At 62.3% G+C, this 18,171-nt stretch carries 16 protein-coding genes and 4 pseudogenes; 10 read left to right on the plus strand and 10 right to left on the minus strand.

Annotated features, from left to right (window positions below; genetic code table 11):
* Positions 1-31: 31 nt before the first annotated feature.
* Positions 32-658, minus strand: a complete 627-nt coding sequence (gene ycaC / locus I6H87_RS17540) for an isochorismate family cysteine hydrolase YcaC (RefSeq protein ID WP_010811785.1) — start codon at positions 656-658, stop codon at positions 32-34.
* Positions 659-1,350: 692 nt separating this feature from the next.
* Between ycaC and I6H87_RS17545 the strand changes: the two genes are divergently transcribed.
* A complete protein-coding gene (locus tag I6H87_RS17545; RefSeq protein WP_231881402.1) occupies positions 1,351-1,794 on the plus strand; it encodes an enoyl-CoA hydratase/isomerase family protein in 444 nt (147 codons plus the stop codon).
* A gap of 262 nt (positions 1,795-2,056) precedes the next feature.
* Here the strand turns inward: I6H87_RS17545 and I6H87_RS17550 are convergent, their stop codons facing one another.
* Both I6H87_RS17550 and I6H87_RS17555 read right to left on the minus strand, forming a co-directional pair.
* Positions 2,057-2,251 (minus strand): hypothetical protein, encoded by a 195-nt coding sequence (locus I6H87_RS17550; RefSeq protein ID WP_081050336.1) that lies wholly within the window; start codon positions 2,249-2,251, stop codon positions 2,057-2,059.
* A 394-nt stretch (positions 2,252-2,645) separates the two neighbouring features.
* A complete protein-coding gene (locus I6H87_RS17555) occupies positions 2,646-2,993 on the minus strand; it encodes a hypothetical protein (RefSeq protein ID WP_136227761.1) in 348 nt (115 codons plus the stop codon).
* Between the two features lie 53 nt (positions 2,994-3,046).
* Here I6H87_RS17555 and I6H87_RS34910 point away from each other — a divergent pair.
* The 3 genes and pseudogenes from I6H87_RS34910 to I6H87_RS17575 form a co-directional block, all read left to right on the plus strand.
* Positions 3,047-3,430: pseudogene (locus I6H87_RS34910) on the plus strand (IS66 family transposase); the annotation flags it as partial.
* A gap of 83 nt (positions 3,431-3,513) precedes the next feature.
* Positions 3,514-3,717 carry an IS66 family transposase gene (locus I6H87_RS34725; protein WP_051398473.1) on the plus strand — a complete coding sequence of 68 codons (204 nt, stop codon included), beginning with the start codon at positions 3,514-3,516 and terminating at the stop codon, positions 3,715-3,717.
* Positions 3,718-4,969: 1,252 nt separating this feature from the next.
* A pseudogene (locus I6H87_RS17575) lies at positions 4,970-5,284 on the plus strand (transposase); the annotation flags it as partial.
* A 63-nt stretch (positions 5,285-5,347) separates the two neighbouring features.
* Here the strand turns inward: I6H87_RS17575 and I6H87_RS17580 are convergent.
* Positions 5,348-5,701, minus strand: a pseudogene (locus I6H87_RS17580) (aldehyde dehydrogenase family protein); the annotation flags it as partial.
* A gap of 373 nt (positions 5,702-6,074) precedes the next feature.
* Between I6H87_RS17580 and I6H87_RS17585 the strand changes: the two are divergent.
* Both I6H87_RS17585 and I6H87_RS17590 read left to right on the plus strand, forming a co-directional pair.
* On the plus strand, positions 6,075-6,446 hold the full coding sequence (locus I6H87_RS17585) for a hypothetical protein (RefSeq protein ID WP_011615231.1): 372 nt from the start codon (positions 6,075-6,077) through the stop codon (positions 6,444-6,446).
* Positions 6,447-6,687: 241 nt separating this feature from the next.
* Entirely contained in the window at positions 6,688-7,131 is a 444-nt protein-coding gene (locus I6H87_RS17590; protein WP_011615230.1) for a GNAT family N-acetyltransferase, read from the plus strand.
* A gap of 267 nt (positions 7,132-7,398) precedes the next feature.
* On the opposite strand, the gene I6H87_RS17595 is transcribed toward I6H87_RS17590, so the two are convergent.
* Complete coding sequence (locus I6H87_RS17595) at positions 7,399-8,394, minus strand: 2-hydroxyacid dehydrogenase (RefSeq protein ID WP_011615229.1); 996 nt, start codon at positions 8,392-8,394, stop codon at positions 7,399-7,401.
* A 23-nt stretch (positions 8,395-8,417) separates the two neighbouring features.
* Between I6H87_RS17595 and I6H87_RS17600 the strand changes: the two genes are divergently transcribed.
* The gene (locus I6H87_RS17600) at positions 8,418-8,807 is read left to right on the plus strand and encodes a GNAT family N-acetyltransferase (protein WP_051398472.1); all 390 of its coding nucleotides are present in this window, start codon (positions 8,418-8,420) and stop codon (positions 8,805-8,807) included.
* A gap of 267 nt (positions 8,808-9,074) precedes the next feature.
* Here the strand turns inward: I6H87_RS17600 and I6H87_RS17605 are convergent, their stop codons facing one another.
* Entirely contained in the window at positions 9,075-10,070 is a 996-nt protein-coding gene (locus I6H87_RS17605; protein ID WP_011615229.1) for a 2-hydroxyacid dehydrogenase, read from the minus strand.
* 52 nt (positions 10,071-10,122) lie between these two features.
* Positions 10,123-11,715: an aspartate:alanine exchanger family transporter gene (locus I6H87_RS17610; protein ID WP_011615228.1), complete on the minus strand. Its 1,593-nt coding sequence runs from the start codon at positions 11,713-11,715 to the stop codon at positions 10,123-10,125.
* Positions 11,716-12,344: 629 nt separating this feature from the next.
* Here I6H87_RS17610 and I6H87_RS17615 point away from each other — a divergent pair.
* On the plus strand, positions 12,345-13,886 hold the full coding sequence (locus I6H87_RS17615; RefSeq protein WP_011615227.1) for a cryptochrome/photolyase family protein: 1,542 nt from the start codon (positions 12,345-12,347) through the stop codon (positions 13,884-13,886).
* 91 nt (positions 13,887-13,977) lie between these two features.
* Here the strand turns inward: I6H87_RS17615 and I6H87_RS17620 are convergent, their stop codons facing one another.
* Both I6H87_RS17620 and I6H87_RS17625 read right to left on the minus strand, forming a co-directional pair.
* Entirely contained in the window at positions 13,978-15,678 is a 1,701-nt protein-coding gene (locus I6H87_RS17620) for a site-specific integrase (RefSeq protein ID WP_011615226.1), read from the minus strand.
* Between the two features lie 118 nt (positions 15,679-15,796).
* Positions 15,797-16,324, minus strand: a complete 528-nt coding sequence (locus I6H87_RS17625) for a helix-turn-helix transcriptional regulator (protein ID WP_011615225.1) — start codon at positions 16,322-16,324, stop codon at positions 15,797-15,799.
* Between the two features lie 23 nt (positions 16,325-16,347).
* On the opposite strand from I6H87_RS17625, the pseudogene I6H87_RS34390 reads away from it, so the two are divergent.
* A pseudogene (locus I6H87_RS34390) lies at positions 16,348-16,458 on the plus strand (SphA family protein); the annotation flags it as partial.
* Positions 16,459-16,616: 158 nt separating this feature from the next.
* Here I6H87_RS34390 and I6H87_RS17635 read toward each other — a convergent pair.
* Positions 16,617-17,180, minus strand: coding sequence for an NADPH-dependent FMN reductase (locus tag I6H87_RS17635; protein WP_010811772.1), 564 nt, complete (start codon positions 17,178-17,180; stop codon positions 16,617-16,619).
* 117 nt (positions 17,181-17,297) lie between these two features.
* Between I6H87_RS17635 and I6H87_RS34395 the strand changes: the two genes are divergently transcribed.
* Positions 17,298-18,122 carry a hypothetical protein gene (locus I6H87_RS34395; protein WP_231881401.1) on the plus strand — a complete coding sequence of 275 codons (825 nt, stop codon included), beginning with the start codon at positions 17,298-17,300 and terminating at the stop codon, positions 18,120-18,122.
* Positions 18,123-18,171 lie beyond the last annotated feature (49 nt).

Consider the following 18,171-nt stretch of genomic DNA (forward strand, 5'->3'; position numbering starts at 1 on the left):
TTCTTTGATGGCTGATCGTGGGCGGATTGCGTTATCTTCCGCCCTTCGCGGTCGTATATGCCGTAATCAAGTTCCGATAATCCGGAATATGATTCGAGAACAAGGTTCCCAGCCCTTCGATGTCGTTGCGCCAGTCGCGATGCAGTTCGCAAGCGACGCCGAACCAGGTCATCAGTTGTGCACCGGCTTCGGCCATGCGGTGCCATGCCGATTCGCGCGTCACTTCATTGAATGTCCCTGACGCATCGGTCACGACGAACACATCGTATCCTTCTTCGATCGCAGATAGCGCGGGAAACGCCACGCAGACTTCGGTCACCACTCCGGCGATCAACAACTGCTTCTTGCCCGTTGCCTTGACAGCCTTCACGAAGTCCTCATTGTCCCAGGCATTGATCTGGCCAGGGCGTGGAATGAACGGCGCGTCGGGGAACATCGTCTTCAGTTCCGGCACCAGCGGGCCGTTAGGGCCGTCTTCGAAGCTGGTGGTCAGGATCGTCGGCAGCTTGAAGTATTTCGCCAGATCCGCCAGCGCGAGGACGTTGTTCTTGAACTTGTCCGGCTCAATGTCGCGCACCAGCGACAGCAGGCCGGCCTGATGATCCACCATCAATACCGCCGCCTGGCTTTTGTCCAGACGCTTGTAGGTCTTGCTCATCTTGGGCTCCTCGTAGATGCGCGTCCGGGTACAAGAATTTGCACGGCCCAAACACGCTTGGTCATACCTGCTGCACTGCGGGTACGGCTGGCAATACTTGCAAATTTGTATGTCCCTAATAGCTCTCCGTCAACCTCTGGCGGGCGTTCTGCGCGGCTGGCCGGTCCCGGGCGTGCCATCGCCACGAAATGCGAGGGCTTCTGAAGCACGGCGCAAAGTGTCCGCTAGCACCACTGATTGCATATGCGTTGAGCGGTTTTGTAGCAATACGCATAGTTGCTGGCAGCTCCCCCCGGTAGCTCGTCGTCCCCACGAGAACCTTCATGGGGAAGATGCATGCTCACTTCGAGCAACTCAAGGTGGGAATCTTGGAAACTTACGCTCGACCGACCGTCCTTCCCTATATATATCGAAGTGCGGAGGTCCGCCATCGTATTCTGCGATGGCGCCATCACTAATGATTGCTCTACAACGTTTCCTGTCATGCGCTGCGCCGCGCAAGTGTTGCGGATCGCTATTTCCGCCAATGTCGAGACCTTGACGCTTTACCTCATTCCCTATCGCGGTAGGAATGTTCATTACTGCGCCGGCGGCGACCTGGGCCAGATGGCCCGGCGCGAAGGCTTTTCCGCAGGCACGCCCGAAGACGTGCAGTTGCGATATCGCGATACCGTACAGCGGTGCCGCTGGCCTTGCAGCAAGCCGACATCCCCACCTACTGCGACATCCGTTTCGCCAGCCCGCATGCCACCTTCTGCGTGACGTTCGCCCAATTCGGGATCGTCTCCGGCGATGGCGGTTCATGGGGCCTGCCGAAATTGCTCGGCCTGTCCAAGGCGATGGAGATGACCTTCACCGCCGCGCCAATCGACGCCAGCGAGGCGCTACGGATCGGCCTGGTTTCCGCAGTTGCCGAGGGCGACAACCTGATGCGGGATGCAAATGCACTCGCCCACGCCATCGCCGACATCCTGCCAATGCGATCCGCATGGTCAAGCGCCTGCTGCGCGATGGCCGGGCATATCGATCTGCGCGTGCATATGGACATGGCGGCCGCATTCCAGGCCATTGCCCACGCATCGCCGGAGCACCTGTCGGCAGTCGAAAGGGTGCTACGGCGGTTACGACGCGTTTGAGTCCGGGTCGTCGCCGTCCGGAAAATCGAGCGACTCGTCAGCCCTCTCAAGCCAAGCCGTGTCGAGCGACAGCCGATGTATTCCCGTTCTTGGCGTCCAATCGCCCGCGGCGAAGTTCCCCGAGTGGCTATTGCAGGCGGGCAGTGGCAACCGCTGGAAGTGGTCGGGCGTCAGCCTAATGATCCTGAGCGCGACAATTACTGAAAGGCCATGCACCTGCTGGGACTTGGCGCAAATATCCTGGAGAAGAGGCCCATGACCGCTAAGCCAAGTTGTGAGGTGGATTCTCCGCGCGCACCTGTATGAACAGATGGCGCAGCAGATCAATGGCATGTTGCACCAGTTGCACAACCAGATCGGCAATGCTCATGTCCATACTTATGGCTTGGGTGGTCGCAAAGATTACGACCCCTAGCACAGCAAGCACCGTCAAGCCGAACTTCAGATCGTCATTCACAGTGGCCTTCTCCCGCCTCTTCACCGAATTCAGGTCCATAACCGACAGGGGCGCTACACAATGGCGCACCGTTGAACAATTGGACCCATCTCACTTCCTTGTGAGCGTGGCAGAGGTGGGATGCGCCGTTCCGTGCAGCATCCCTCGCATGTGCAACTGAGCTTGATGGGACAGGAATCAGACCGTGCACCCCAAGACCGGTTCTTCCGGGGCCATGGCCTCGCCGCCAGAATCCAGAGCGACAGTGGCGCGGTCCGAAATGACGGAAACCAATTGCTACAGTAGTTCGAGACCCAAGTCGCCCAAGCCGATTTCAGGAACTGGGACGCCCTTTCTTTTCTGGAACAGGATGTGCTGCGCCACCAGTCTGAAACGGCAAGCGACCCGCGATCGATCAGATCCAATGCCCTGCACGGCGCAGCACCGACGTGAGAGCCGGATCGAATCGCAACGACAGCGCGTGCATCTGATCGCCGATTTTCTTCGCCTGCACGACGCCGTACGCCGACAGCTCTATGTCCATCCAGCATGGTGAAGCGTAAGCGTCAGCGGAAACCATCTGGTGAGGCAGGAGCAGCGATGAGAAGGGTAGCGGCTTCACGGTATAAGGAGTGAAGCGATGGCCGAACATCGAGATGGCAGTAGCGGACACGACGGACGGCGAGTCCACCATCGTGACCGCTGCCGCGCAGCCCTCGCCGCTGCCCAAGAGCAACGCCAGCGCAGGGGTGCTGGCCAGCATCCAGGTCGACACCTTCGTGGTCCACCTGCCGATCAATCGGCAGGAGACGCGCTATGCGCGCCTGGGCGTGCACCTGCCAAGGGGCCACTCTGTGCGAATGGAAGCTGGCTTCTGCCGAGCTGCTGGCAAAGCTGCTGCCGCCTTTGCGCAACCACGTCCAGCAGGCGCCGCGCCTGCATCTGGACGACACCACGCTGCCACTACTCGAGCGCAGGCGCGCCACCACGCGGCAGGCCCATCTATGGGGCTACCTCGTGGCCGGGCTGCGGCAGGAGAACGGATTATGGGTCGACCACCAGCCAGCGGTGCTGTTCGAGTTCGCGGAATCCCGCGCCGGCGCCCATCCCCTGAACTTCCTGCGCGACTATCATGGCTACCTGCAGGCGGCTGCCTACAGCGGCCACGATGCGCTTTGCCGTACCGGCCGGATCATCGAGGGCGGATGCTGGGCGCATTGCCGCCGACGCTTCTTCGAGATCGCCAAGGCCCAGAAGACGCCAGGGCTGGCCGCGCGGGGGCATTGGCGTGGATCGCCAAGCTGTATGCCATCGAAGCCGGCATCAAGTACAGGTCACCGGAGCACAAGCTGGCGGTGCGCCAGGCCGAGGCCGTGCCGCTGCTGTCGCAGTTCCATCAGTGGCTGCAGGGTAACGCCCATGGCCTGCTGGCCAGGCATCGTTGCGCAATGGCACGCGCAAGGGCCAGGGCTGACGTACTCGGCTGAGAGCGGCTGAACGGTCGCTGCCGCCCTCGCCCCGGCCAGCGCCGATATCCGCAGGCGGCGCCTGCTCGGCGAGCCAGATGGCGGCGCGAGGTTTTGGATTTTCCGGGAAGGCGGCGGCACGTTTGTCGCGCGCCTGTGCAAAGGGCGGATTCAGGCAGTGAGCGAAACGCCCCGGGCAGCAATTATGGAATTACGGTCCTCCCTGCTTCGCTATCGCCCGGTTTGAAGTGGTCTGAGCCCATGCGGCATGGCCGTGAGCAGCGACAACATTAGGTGCAAGCGGTGACTACTTTACGTATGTGAGCGGGATGGGACAAAAGTGCGCCGAACGTCACCATGGCGTTAGGGCGATCCATCCCGACATATACGCCGACGACGCATCTTGTCGAAACGTCGAGGGCTATGCTTAGCCATGGCCGGCCAATTGGGCGTCGGCTCGCATCATCAACCAGGATCAGATCGGCCAGCGTGTGATCAATCTGCACAATATCCATCGGACAGCGCGCCACAAGATGACCTGGTGGAATCTCAGAGCCCGGCTGCGTTGCGAGCCGAAGGGCGTCCTCTTTCCGATGGGCGGCCCATCGTCGCGAAATGGTAGATCTGCTTGGCGGACTAACACTTGCCCCTGCGCATCGCTTCCGAATTTCGACGTCGAGCTCGAAGAGCGGATGAGCGAGATGAGGCTGTCGCGGCAGCCAATCGGTCAGGACCTCATTCACGATTTCCTCGATGGTCGCTGGTAGACGCGGCTTTCCCACTTTTGGGCCTCGGTCATAAGGTATCAATGCGCTCGCCACAGGATCCGCGAGAAAGCGCCGGCGCAAGTGATAAACCGTGGCCCAATGGATTCCAAGCAATTTGCCAGCAGTCTCAGCTTGCTTAAGCGTGAGGGGAGCCGTCCCAAGCGGACGCAACACCCTCGCAATCGCCAGCTCGCGCTTCGTTGCAATCCTCATCGCCATGCTCAAGGCCGTGGTCTTACATACGCGGACAGATTTCCTTTATCGTCGCTGCCGTCTGTAGCTTTGCGAGCGGCGTCTGCACGATTGGTTGCCAGACTGGCCTGATCGTTGTGTCTGGCTCCGCTTTTGGTGTGCTTGTTGGTATCCGTGCTTCTCGCCTGGTGGTCCTACCGACAGTACCAAGGGCTGGGTCTTCCTGAAAGCGAAAGTGCGTCACATCACTAGGGCAACCGATGGATCCGTCAGAAATTTTGTGTTTAGGCATAACATGTCACCAAGGAGCATGTATGCCACTAAAAACCACGACCAGTCAGGCTGCCAACCGTGAACCGCCGCCCCATTCCCGAGGACCTGATTGCCCATTTCGTAAATGGGTCCGATGCCTGCCGAGGCGGTTCAAGACGCCTCGATGGCATTCAAAAAGGCCCTGATTGAGCGCGCCCTGGGCGGAGTAGACTGTCCTGACCGAGGACGGTCCACTGCGGGTCGATATCCCACGCCACCGTGTCAAGATGCGTGAGGACGGCGTGGTACGTAACAAGGCCGTCAACCTGGCCTTGGGCGTGCTGCCGGATGGCACGCGCGACATCCTGGGCCTGTGGGATATTCATGCGGCCAGGCATCGCCGATGCGTACAGCGCGCCTTCGGGTTGCATCGGCATTGCCGCCGCCATGAGCAGCTGCTCGTAGGTAGCGTGCAGCTCCCATTCTGCCTTCGCCGCCGTCGAGCCATACTCGCGGACGTTCCATCCGTTGATCTCGTCGGCCCGCGCCTTCAATAGGCGCGCGGCTTCGCGGAGGATTTCAGCGCGTTTATCGAAGCTTGTGGACGCCCATCCTGGCTGCGCACGCTGCGCGGCATTAGCTGCCCGGTCGATATCATCCGCAAGGCCGATTCCGATCGTCGCCAGGATCTTCCCCGTCGACGGCTCGACGACGTCCGCAACGCTGCCAGTGCCAGGCACCCAACCGTTCGAGAAGATCCGCCCTTCCCATGCGCATGAATTGCTATTGGTCATTAATGTCTCCGCAAATACTGTAGGAATATCGCCAGCGTCATCAATTGGCAGAGCCGGCCAGAACCCGCACGACGCCTGACTCCCTCTTGCCGTGATCCGAGATTAGGAAGACCGCGATCGCGGCCACCACGCCGGGGATGGCAAACACCATGAAGTTGAACGTGTTAGGAAACTGCTGGCTCAGGAGGTAGCCACCCAGTGCGGGCCCTGACACTGCGCCGAGCCGCCCGGCTGCTGCGGCCCAACCGACTCAGGTCGACCGTACGTGCGCGGGATATAACTGGGCTGCGAAGGCATGTACGATTGGGGTTGCCCAGCCCCCGATTTCGGAATATATTTTTCTCCACAAAGACCCCATCGGGGAGACTCCCCTATGAGCGTATACGTCGCACGTGATCGAGCAAGCGCGCTTGAGCACATCAGTTCGCGCATAGATAGTACTGTCGATCTAGACTATGAAACCGCGTGGGAAGACGCGTTCGAACTCGGACGACTTGGGCAACAGCGCGGCATCGTCGTACAGTTCCGAACCATCGAACATGTCTGTGTGGAGTCTGCAGATGCGCTAGCCAGAGGGCTCCGCGGAGAAAAACTCACATTCCGACAGCGACACCTCTACTGCCGGTTCGACATGACGGCATTATCCGAGGACTGTCTGTGCGAACTCGAGGCACTCGCTATCAAGCACGGCGACTACATCCTGCCTGGTCACTTGCTGCAAGAAGCCACGCTCATCTGGAACTAGCCAGTTCATGCTGTCCCAACAGCGATACGTTGGGCGGCATCTCGCATGTCGGGCCACCGGCTGACGCAGGCAAGGGACTTCGCGCTCGCATGCCATCGCAAAAGAACTCCGCTGAAGAGCAAAAATGTTGTCTTCCCGGCATGCCGGCCAGACTGCTTCCGGGAGATAGCAAATCTACTTAAGAAGAATCCCTACGGGCGGAAGCATCCCGGCAAAAGTAGGATGACGGGACGAACTTTGCATGAAGGAATATGTCATGCGTCCCCGCTATGCGACTGAGAAGGATTGGCCTGAGGTTGAGGCCCTCCTGCGTGCTTCCTCACTTTGCGTCGAGGGGGTACGCGAACATATCACCCATTTCATCATGGTCCGCGACAATGCCGGGCTCCTCGGATGTGCCGGCGTGGAGCGCTATGGGGAAACAGGACTTCTTCGAGGACTGGCTGTTGCGCAGCGCGCAAGGTCTGCAGGTCTCGGCGAGCTTCTGCTTTCCGCAATCGTGGCAGACGTCCGGCTGCAAGGGGTCGCATCAATAGTGTTGCAGACCAAGACCGCATCCGGCTATTTCGCGCGCCTCGGCTTCGCGCCAATCAACCTTTCTGACCTGCCGCCTGCCGTAATGCGCTCGCAGGAACTCAACCGTCCCCCAGCCGATGTCGGGACGCTGATGCAAATTGCCTTGTAGTAGCTCGCTCGCAAGTTCATTCGCCGGAGCGGGCAGCCAGGCGCATTGCGGAACCACGGAGGACGGCTCGCAACGTTGATGTCGATGCAAGAATTTCCACCACGCCAGGGTCATCGCGGCTTTGGCTTCCTTGACCTTGCTGCCCTATTCCCTTCGAGCGGCTTGAATTTCCCGAAGTCTTCTTCATGCGCCCTGCTCCCGACCGTGGGCTTTTCGGGGAGCGGTTTAAGCCATTAGCGCGGCACGATTTGAGGCCAACAGCCGTGTTCAACCGGCACCGACTTCGTTCGTGAGCGGCTTGCCGCTTTCGAACTCCGTCACGCTGCGCAAGGTTGTTTCGCAAATGGTCGTCACGGCCTCACGCGTGAGGAAGGCTTGGTGCCCGGTCACGATCACGTTAGGAAACGTGATTAGCTGCTGCAGCACGGAGTCGTCGACGATGATGCCGGACAGGTCGCGGAAGAACAGGCCCGCCTCCTGCTCGTACACGTCGATCGCCAGCCCGCCGAGTTGCCCGCTCCGGAGCGCTCCGATGACTGCTTCCGTGTCGATCAGCCCGCCGCGGCTGGTGTTGATGAGCAAGGCCCCCGGCTTGGCGCGCGACAGCGTTTCGGCATTGATGATGTGATGGGTCTCGGGCGTGAGCGGGCAATGCAGCGAGATGCAGTCCGCGCTTGCGCCGATTTCTCCCTCGTCCGCGTAGCGTCCACCAAGGGCCTCGAATTCCGGGGACGGGTACTTGTCGTAGCCGATCACGTTGCAACCGAACCCGACCATGATTTTCGCAAACACGCGCCCGATCTTGCCGGTGCCGATCACGGCCACGGTCTTGCCGCACAGGTCGAAGCCCATCAGGCCTTCGAGCGAGAAATTGAAGTCCCGCGTGCGATTGTAGGCCCGGTGGATCTTGCGGTTGACCGCCATCAGCAGGGCCGCCGCGTGCTCGGCGACCGCGTTGGGCGAGTAGTCGACAACGCGCACCACCTTGATCCCGAGCGCCTGCGCGGCTTTCAGGTCGACGTTGTTGAACCCCGTGCAGCGCAGCGCGACCAGCTTGGTGCCGCCGCGTCCGAGCGCTTCCAGCACGGTCGCATCGGCCCGGTCATTGACGAAGATGCACACTGCGCCGTGGCCCGCGGCGAGGCCCACCGTCTCATTGTCCAAGGGAACTTCGAAGTACTTGAGCTGATGGCCTTCGGCCGCATTCGCGGCATCGAGATGTTGACGATCATAGGACTTTGCGCTGAAGACGGCGATTTCCATGATGTGTCTCCGCGGCGAATCGCATGGCGCGCTTCGCCCAGGTTGCCCTGCACTATCCGCCAGCCAGTGTGGCGGCGACCTGTACGAACAGGATTTTCACGATGGTCATTGACGGGAAGATATGTGCCGGCGTGGAGCGCTATGGGGAAACAGGACTTCTTCGAGGACTGGCTGTTGCGCAGCGCGCAAGGTCTGCAGGTCTCGGCGAGCTTCTGCTTTCCGCAATCGTGGCAGACGTCCGGCTGCAAGGGGTCGCATCAATAGTGTTGCAGACCAAGACCGCATCCGGCTATTTCGCGCGCCTCGGCTTCGCGCCAATCAACCTTTCTGACCTGCCGCCTGCCGTAATGCGCTCGCAGGAACTCAACCGTCCCCCAGCCGATGTCGGGACGCTGATGCAAATTGCCTTGTAGTAGCTCGCTCGCAAGTTCATTCGCCGGAGCGGGCAGCCAGGCGCATTGCGGAACCACGGAGGACGGCTCGCAACGTTGATGTCGATGCAAGAATTTCCACCACGCCAGGGTCATCGCGGCTTTGGCTTCCTTGACCTTGCTGCCCTATTCCCTTCGAGCGGCTTGAATTTCCCGAAGTCTTCTTCATGCGCCCTGCTCCCGACCGTGGGCTTTTCGGGGAGCGGTTTAAGCCATTAGCGCGGCACGATTTGAGGCCAACAGCCGTGTTCAACCGGCACCGACTTCGTTCGTGAGCGGCTTGCCGCTTTCGAACTCCGTCACGCTGCGCAAGGTTGTTTCGCAAATGGTCGTCACGGCCTCACGCGTGAGGAAGGCTTGGTGCCCGGTCACGATCACGTTAGGAAACGTGATTAGCTGCTGCAGCACGGAGTCGTCGACGATGATGCCGGACAGGTCGCGGAAGAACAGGCCCGCCTCCTGCTCGTACACGTCGATCGCCAGCCCGCCGAGTTGCCCGCTCCGGAGCGCTCCGATGACTGCTTCCGTGTCGATCAGCCCGCCGCGGCTGGTGTTGATGAGCAAGGCCCCCGGCTTGGCGCGCGACAGCGTTTCGGCATTGATGATGTGATGGGTCTCGGGCGTGAGCGGGCAATGCAGCGAGATGCAGTCCGCGCTTGCGCCGATTTCTCCCTCGTCCGCGTAGCGTCCACCAAGGGCCTCGAATTCCGGGGACGGGTACTTGTCGTAGCCGATCACGTTGCAACCGAACCCGACCATGATTTTCGCAAACACGCGCCCGATCTTGCCGGTGCCGATCACGGCCACGGTCTTGCCGCACAGGTCGAAGCCCATCAGGCCTTCGAGCGAGAAATTGAAGTCCCGCGTGCGATTGTAGGCCCGGTGGATCTTGCGGTTGACCGCCATCAGCAGGGCCGCCGCGTGCTCGGCGACCGCGTTGGGCGAGTAGTCGACAACGCGCACCACCTTGATCCCGAGCGCCTGCGCGGCTTTCAGGTCGACGTTGTTGAACCCCGTGCAGCGCAGCGCGACCAGCTTGGTGCCGCCGCGTCCGAGCGCTTCCAGCACGGTCGCATCGGCCCGGTCATTGACGAAGATGCACACTGCGCCGTGGCCCGCGGCGAGGCCCACCGTCTCATTGTCCAAGGGAACTTCGAAGTACTTGAGCTGATGGCCTTCGGCCGCATTCGCGGCATCGAGATGTTGACGATCATAGGACTTTGCGCTGAAGACGGCGATTTCCATGATGTGTCTCCGCGGCGAATCGCATGGCGCGCTTCGCCCAGGTTGCCCTGCACTATCCGCCAGCCAGTGTGGCGGCGACCTGTACGAACAGGATTTTCACGATGGTCATTGACGGGAAGATCATCGAGTAGCCGAGGTCGGGCCGGTCGGTGGGCGCGACGCGGTTGGCAAAGGCAAGGATGGCGGGATTGCCGGTCGCGCCGCAGATCACGCCCACCGCCAGGTCGAACGGCAGCCTGAAGACCCAGAGGCAGAAAATCGCAGTAATCAGCAGCAGGGCAAGCAGAATCACCACGCCATAGATCAGGAAGGACACCCCGGTTACGCCGATGGTGGCGAAGAACTTCGGCCCGGATGCAATGCCCACCTGTGCCAGGAAGATGGTCAGCCCGAAGTTGCGCAGGACCAGGTTGGCCGACAGCGGCATGGTCCAGACGAACGGCCCGAGACGGCGCACCCGGCCGAGCATGAGGGCGACCAGCAGCAGCGCCGCCAGCCCCAGCGCCAGCGTGCCGACGCCCGGAATCGGCACCGGGATCAGCCCCACCAGCAGCCCGAGGGCCGCGCCGATGCCGATCGAGATAAAGCTCAGCTCGGCGGTGCCCTTGATGGAGTCGCCGAACAGCGCGCGAATCGGCTTCATGTGGGCGCGATTGACCAGCAGGCCGACGCGGTCACCGAACTCGAGGGTGAGGTCATCCCGGGGCATCAGGTCCGCATCACCGCGCCGCACATGGGCGATCGAGCAGACCATGCCTTCGGGAAAGCGGATATCGCGCAGCGTGTGTCCGACCACGAGCCGGCTAGAGGCGAACACGCGCATATAGTCCAGGTCTTCGCGATGGCTTGTCATGCGGCCCGGCTGCAGTTCCCCGCACAGCGAGGTGGCTTCACGCAGCACGGCCGGGTCAGTGGCGGTCGCGAGCAGCACGTCGTTGGCCTGCAGGACCAGGTCGTCGGCGGAGGGGTGGTTGTGGTGGGCGCGACGCACGGCGGCAATCGCCACCCCGTCCGGTAGGCGCGCTACCACCTCCGACAGCCGCGCGCCGATAAACGCCGGGTTCGTCAGCGCAATCTCGGCGGTCTCGATCAGCTTTGGCGGCGGCCGCACGATATTCGGCTTGAGCAGCGCGGTGAGCGCATACAGAAACAGGATCGGCCCTGCCACGCCGACTGGGTATGCGACGCTGTAGCCCACCGCGGCGCCGTCGCTCTTCATCGCCGCCATCGCGGCCTGCAGGCTTGCCGTGCTGGTGCCCGCGCCGGCGAACATGCCTAGCGACTCGTCTAGCTTCACGCCGACCAGCGGCACCAACGCAACCGCGAGCAGTCCGGAGCCAACCACGCCGAGGACCGCAGCGGCGTTGGCCTTGATGCCATCGGGGCTGGTCAGACCCTTAAAGAACTGCTCCCCGTACTGGATCCCAATGCCATAGAGAAAGAGCAGCAGCCCTAGGGTGCCAAGGATGGCAGGCGGCGCGGACTTCGGCGCGAACCCGCCGATCGCCAGCCCCACGAACAGCACCGCGCCCGAACCGAGCGACACGCCCTTGATATTGATCTCGCCGAAGACATAGCCCAGTGCAACCGTGAGGAACAGCGTGAGCAGCGGCTGGGTTTCGAGCAATGTCCGGACTGCATCCATGGCAGCTCCTTTCTGATGGGCAGGAGCAAGGGGGGCAGCGATAAGCAACTGCGCAGGGTCACGCGCGCACTGCGCGGACGGGGTTGACAACCGTTTTCCGGGCATGCGTTATCGAGTGCGGCTTGCATGAACCCGATCATCGTGACAGGCACCGGCCGGCACGGCGGCAACCACCGGAATGCCCCTCGAAAATATACGATGCGCCGCACAAGTTCAAGAATTGAAGCGGCGCTCGGTCAAACAGGCGGTTGGCACCTCCAGACACAAATCTTCTGCCAAACCCTATCTCCACCTTACGGTAGCGCCGGCCTCACTTTCCCCCACATGCTGCGGCCAACCGCGCGCTAGCCAATCGAGGCGATCATCGCGTCGGCGAGATCTTCGCAGCGCATCCAAAGCCGCCGGAAATCCACCAATCTGCTGGCATCCGGTATGTCGGGTGGGAACGGGCACGAATCCGTGCGGAATATGCAGGCTATCGCCGGTCAATTCGACGTACGGCTCAGCTTCCAGGATCCATCAGAAGGCAGCCCGGTTTCTGGGGTCACGCTGATCCTGCCAAGCTGCGGTGCAGGCAATACCCGCAAATGGGGCTGTGCGACAACGCTGCATGGGACTAAATTACGGCAATGCCGAAACCCCTTTCTCCTGCTTCTGAAACAGCCGGCACCGGACGCCTGCCATACCGAATCGACCTGGAGTTCGCGCGTGGCCTGGTCTGGTTCCGGCGCGACCTGCGCGCCGACGACCATGCAGCGCTGCACTATGCCCTCAAGCACTGCCGCCAAGTGTGGTGCGTGTTTGTCTTCGATCGCGAAATCCTTGACCCGCTGATTGCACGCGGACGCAAGGTCGATCGACGTGTAGAGTTCATCCTGAGGTCGTTAGAGCCGTTACGCAGGACGCTGACCGATGCGGGCGGCGGCCTGATCGTGCTTGACGATATCGCGCGCGATGCCATTCCCAGGCTGGCGGCCGAACTCGATGCCGATGCCGTCTTCACGAACCACGACTACGAACCTGCCGCGAAGCGGCGTGACACGGCCGTGCGTCAGGCACTGGCTTCCGACTCCCGAGTGCTGTTCACATTCAAGGACCAGGTTATCTTCGAGGCTGACGAGCTCTTGACCGGCCAAGGCCAGCCCTTCAGCGTCTTCGCGCCGTACAAGAATGCGTGGTTACGCGCAGTGCAGCCGTTCGACCTTCGACCGTATCCAGTCGACCAGTATCTGGGCGCGCTGGCACCGGTGCCCCGTCAGTATCAAAAGGCTTCGCCGATGCTGCACGATCTCGGCTTCGCTGCCAGCAATCTTGCCGAGATTGCAATGCCCACGGGCAGTGATGGCGCCCGTGCACTGTTCGATGAATTCATCGACCGCATCGGCGATTATGGCTACCGGCGAGATTTCCCCTCGCTGCGCGGCCCGAGCTACCTATCGGTACACCTGCGCTTCGGCACGATCTCGATCCGCACGCTGGCGCGAGCCGCGCTTGACGCCGTACTGCGCGGCGGCAGCGAAAGCGCCGGCGCGGCCGTCTGGCTATCCGAACTGATCTGGCGCGACTTCTATTTCATGATCCTCCACCACCATCCCCGCGTGGCCGACGGCAAGTCTTTCCGCCCCGAATACGATGCGCTGCAGTGGGTCGACTCTGTCACGGGTGACAAATACTTTCAGGCATGGTGCGACGCTCAGACCGGCTATCCGCTGGTCGATGCCGCGATGCTGCAGATCCGCCAGAGCGGCTACATGCATAATCGTCTACGGATGGTGACTGCGAGCTTTCTCGTCAAGGATCTCGGCGTCGACTGGCGACGCGGCGAGCAATATTTCGCCGACCAGCTCAATGATTTCGATTTCTCGGCCAACAACGGCGGGTGGCAGTGGGCTGCGTCAACGGGCTGCGATGCACAGCCGTACTTCCGTATCTTCAATCCGGTCAAGCAATCGGAGAAATTTGATCCACAGGGGCGATTTATTCGCAAGTACTTGCCGGTGCTGGCACAGATGCCGGACCAGTACATCCATGCGCCATGGACGGCGCCTGTGAATGTACTGGCTACAGCGGGGGTGAAGCTTGGAGAGAACTATCCACCCCCGATCGTGCAGCACGAAGTTGCGCGGAAACAGACCCTTGAAAGGTATGCGGCGATAAGGAAATCAATATAGCCGTTGCAGATCGCGATTCCGGCTAATGGCGTTCGACCGGCTCGAGCGCCCTCCACTCCCCGGCTGCTCTCCGGGCCATCGCACTAAGCCACTAGGGCGCGGAAAACGCCGCGCCGATTTGCCGTGCCCGTTTCATCTCGTCGCCGTGCAGGTAGATCGAGGTGGTCGAGATCGAGGCGTGACGCAGGTTGTCCCTCACTGTCGTCAATTCCGCGCCGCGCGCCAGTGCATGAGTCGCATGAGTGTGCCGCATCCAGTGCGGGCTCGCCTGCCGCAGCTTGTCGGCGGCGGAAGGGTGATCCGCCTGGATCAAGTCCGCCACTTGCCTGAAGAAGCGCCGCAACACGCCCCACAGGCGCGTGCCGGTGATGCCACTGGCCGGATCCTGGCCAAGGCCGCCGATCAGTGGGGTATGCGGGTCCCATCGCGCTGGCGTGACTGGCAGGCCTCGTTCCACCAGATAGCTGTCGAGCGCCAGGCGCGCCAACGGTGGCAGTGCCACCTTGCCAGCCTTGGCTCCTTTGCCAACCAGCTTGAGCCAATGGTCGCCATGGGGATCGCTTTCAACGTCGCCGAGCGTCGCACCGACGAGTTCGCTGGCGCGCAGTCCGGTGGCGTAGCCGAAGTCCAGCACAAAGCGCAGGCGCTGGGCCGCCGGGCCGTCCCAGCCATAGGACCATTCGAGGCCGTCAGCAATGGTGCGGATCAGCAGCCATTCGCCTTCCGTGAACGCGTGCGAGCTGTCCAGCGCCACCGACCGCCCTCCTCCGCGCACCTTGATCCCGGCGAACGGATTGGCCAGCACATAGCGCTGCTGGATCAGCCAGCGGAACATCGCCCCCAGTACAGACAAGGCATGGGCGGTGGAGCGCGCCGAGAGGCTGCCGGTGAACGGACGCCAGTCGGGCGAGGTACGTGGTCTCGCTGGCCCTACCCAGCGTTCCCGGGGCGCCGGTCGCCGCACGAAGCTGCGATAGGCCGTCGCATCCTCAGTGGTCAGCGACGACAACGGCCGTTCGCGCTCGACAATCGCCCACAGGATCAGCCGCTCGGCCTCTTTGCGATAGGTGCGCTGCGTCGCTGGCGACTCATGCAAGGCCAGCCACGCCTGGATCGCCGCGTAATCGTTGTCCGCATTGAGGGCGCAGGTCGCGCGCGGCGCGCGGAACTTCCCCCGCGACCCATCCACTTCATGCGGCAGCCGCAGTTGCTCCCATGGCACGACCATGCCCCGCGGCGCCTGCGCGAGCAGCGCCCGGGCGCGCTCGGTCAGTTGGGGGTGCCGGGCAAAGAAGGCTTCGACCTGTCGGGCCCCGGCCGCGCCCAGGCCGGGGATCGCGGCCCACCAGCGGCGCCGGCGCGGCACCCGAACGGTCAGTGCCGCCAGCGTGTCGATGCCCTGCGCGCGCAGCGCGGCGACCGTGCGCGGCGCCAGCCACAAGCCGATGTCGTCGCTGATTGCCGGTGCCGGCGGCGGCAGCGTACGCAGCGTCTCGATGGCATGGTCCGCTGCCCTGCCCTTCTCCGCCCGCTCGGCCGCGGAAATTTCAAACAGCGCAGCCAGGTCCTCGCGCTGGCGGCTGCGGGCGTATGCGGCAAGCTGGCGGCGGATGCGCCCGAGGATGCCGCGCGACGACTGGCCCTGCGCCCGCTCCTCGCCCAGATATCGTGCGACGGCTTCGCGCGTCGTCAGCCCGGCATGCCAGGCGCGCAGCGCGGCGAGTGAGGTGGCATCGGGGAAGCCGGATGGCGGGGCCGGTTCCGGCGGGGTCAGGGTCAAGCGAGTTTTCATATACGCCAGTTTAGCGCATCGATGTATCTATTACGATAAGGATACTTATCGTAATAGCTGGATCGGTAGCTTGTAGCGCAAGGGCTGGCGCCGGATCGCTGCGCCATGCGCGCAACGGTCAGGGCCGTCGATGTTCCGATGGTGTTGCGGCGATCCCGGGGACTTGCCGTTGGTAATCGGAAGGCGCCATCCCCTCCCAGCGCCTGAAGGCACGTCTGAAATTCGCCAGGTCACTGAAGCCGAGCGTGAATGCGATCTCCTGGATAGTCAGCCGATTCGCCTTCAGGTGCACAATTGCCAGCCGGCGGCGGATATCGTCCAGAATTTCACGATAGGAGGCCCCCTCCTCCATCAGCTTGCGATGAAGCGTTCGCGGCGTCATGTTAAGGTGCCGCGCGGTGGCGAGCAGCGTGGGAAATCCACCTTCCTTCTCGAGCATCAGGCGCCTGACCCGGGCCGTCAGCGTCTGCTGGCGATTGAGCTTGCCAAACTGTTCCTTGCACAGCTTTACGGCTTCAAGAAAGACCTGGGGATTGCCGGTCTTGAGCGGCTGATCCAGGTACGCCACCGGAAATTCCAGGCCGGCCCAGGTCTCGTCATAGCGTACCTGGCAGCGAAACAGGCTTGCGGCCAGCAGAGGAATCACGCCTGCCTGGTAGCGCTCGCTACATGCTGACGCAGCTCGGCGAGGACCGCATCGACGGCATCCGCCAGGCGGATTCGCGCGAGCGCGTGTTCGGCGCGGGGCCCGGACTGCTGGTGCAAGGTGATGGCTGGCAGGTCTTGCTGAACGCATACAAGGAATGGGGCGCAAGAAATCGCCCGGAAGGCAGCAAGACGTCCTGCGGGTGCTGGCGCCACTATGAGTTTGCGGCCTGGCAGCCTCGCGCGAAGCGCGAATCATGGCGCGCGGCAAGGATGCACCGGCCCGATTGTGCTCAGCCCGCGCGCGGGCCCTCCACGAACGCGGCGAAGCCGGCAACGAACTCCCTGAGCCGCGCACGCATGCCGGCATCGGTGAGTTCGCCCTGCGCGTCGAATACCTGGCCGGCCCGCGCAACCAGCAGCCGGTTGCCGGTATAGTGCCGCGTGCCCAGCGTCTTGAGCACCGGCAGCCAGTCGTTCTGTGCCAGCACCGTGCCGAAGCCCCCGGCCGAGGCGCCGAGCACCGCAACCGGGCGATTGCCGAAGACCACGGGAATATCCCCGGCCGGCCGCGAGAGCCAGTCGATAGCGTTCTTGAAGACCCCGGGGATGCCATTGTTGTATTCAGGCGTGGCCAGAATCAGGCCATCGCTCGCCATGACCTGTTCGCGCAACGCCACCACGGCGGCGGGCAAGCCCTCACGCGCCTCCAGATCCGCATCGTAAAGCGGAATGCCATGCAGGGTGGCGATATCAAGCCGGACCTGCGTGCCCGCCTCAGCCTGCGCCGCCCGCAGCAGTGCGGTGTTGTACGACTGTGCCCGCAGGCTGCCGGAAATTCCCAGGATCTGGATCATTTGTCACACCTCTTTTCATGAAGATGAAGGATACAGTTTTGCTCATTATCCAGCATGATAGAGCCTTGCCGGCGCGGAATGACTCCACCGCGCCTACACACTTGAACTCCCACTCGAATGCTGAAACGAACCGTGATGAAGATACGAGCGGCCCCAGTCTGGCGTTCGCTTGCCGCGGCCTGGCTCGCCGCAGGCGGTCTGCTCGGGACCGCGTCGCACCGCGTGCACGCCGGACAGATATGCGATGCGCCCTATGTCCATGACGGCGGACGGATCCGCTTCGAAGCGGACGGATTGACGCCGATGACAACCATTGCCTTCTTCCGCAACGTCAACGACTTCGAGCGCGACCTTTGCTCGTTCGATCTGGACATCTATTCCAGGTCCGCCCTCCGGCGCTTGATGGGGCCGCCCGTCGAGACCGTGCAGCGTCACCGGCTCGTGATTGACGAACGCTCGGGACAGCCAGTCGTGCGCAGCCTCAATGCACGCGTTCAGGCCCACGGCCAGTACACCGAGCTGGTCGGGGAAATGAGTACCAACTCGAACGGACTGCTGCTGTATCCGCCGGCGCTGACAGAGGGCCAGGTACTCCCGGCGGAAACGTTTGCGTCCCGCTACGACTTTCGTATTGTGGATCGCCGCACCGGCACCACGGTCTCTGATTTCGTTGGTTCCAATGTTCGCCTGACCTTGTCTGAGCGGACGGTGGGTCCGCTGCAGCGCCTGAAGCTTGCCACCGGCACCCTCCTCTGCTGGCCGATCCGATATACCAAGTTCGTGGATCCTGGCCGCTTTCGGCTGGTCGATACGGATATCGAACTGGAGCCGACGGTGCTCGACATGACCGACTGGTATTGTCCCGCCCGGCGATTCGTCATGCGCCAGGAAGTTCGCTACAAAAATCAGCACCAGGTTGTCGATGTGGTGGAAATTGAATAGGGCAGCCGCTGAAGGGTTTCGCCATTGGAACACCTGCATTGCATAGCGC

It is taken from the genome of Cupriavidus necator (genome assembly GCF_016127575.1).
Taxonomy (GTDB): domain Bacteria; phylum Pseudomonadota; class Gammaproteobacteria; order Burkholderiales; family Burkholderiaceae; genus Cupriavidus; species Cupriavidus necator_D.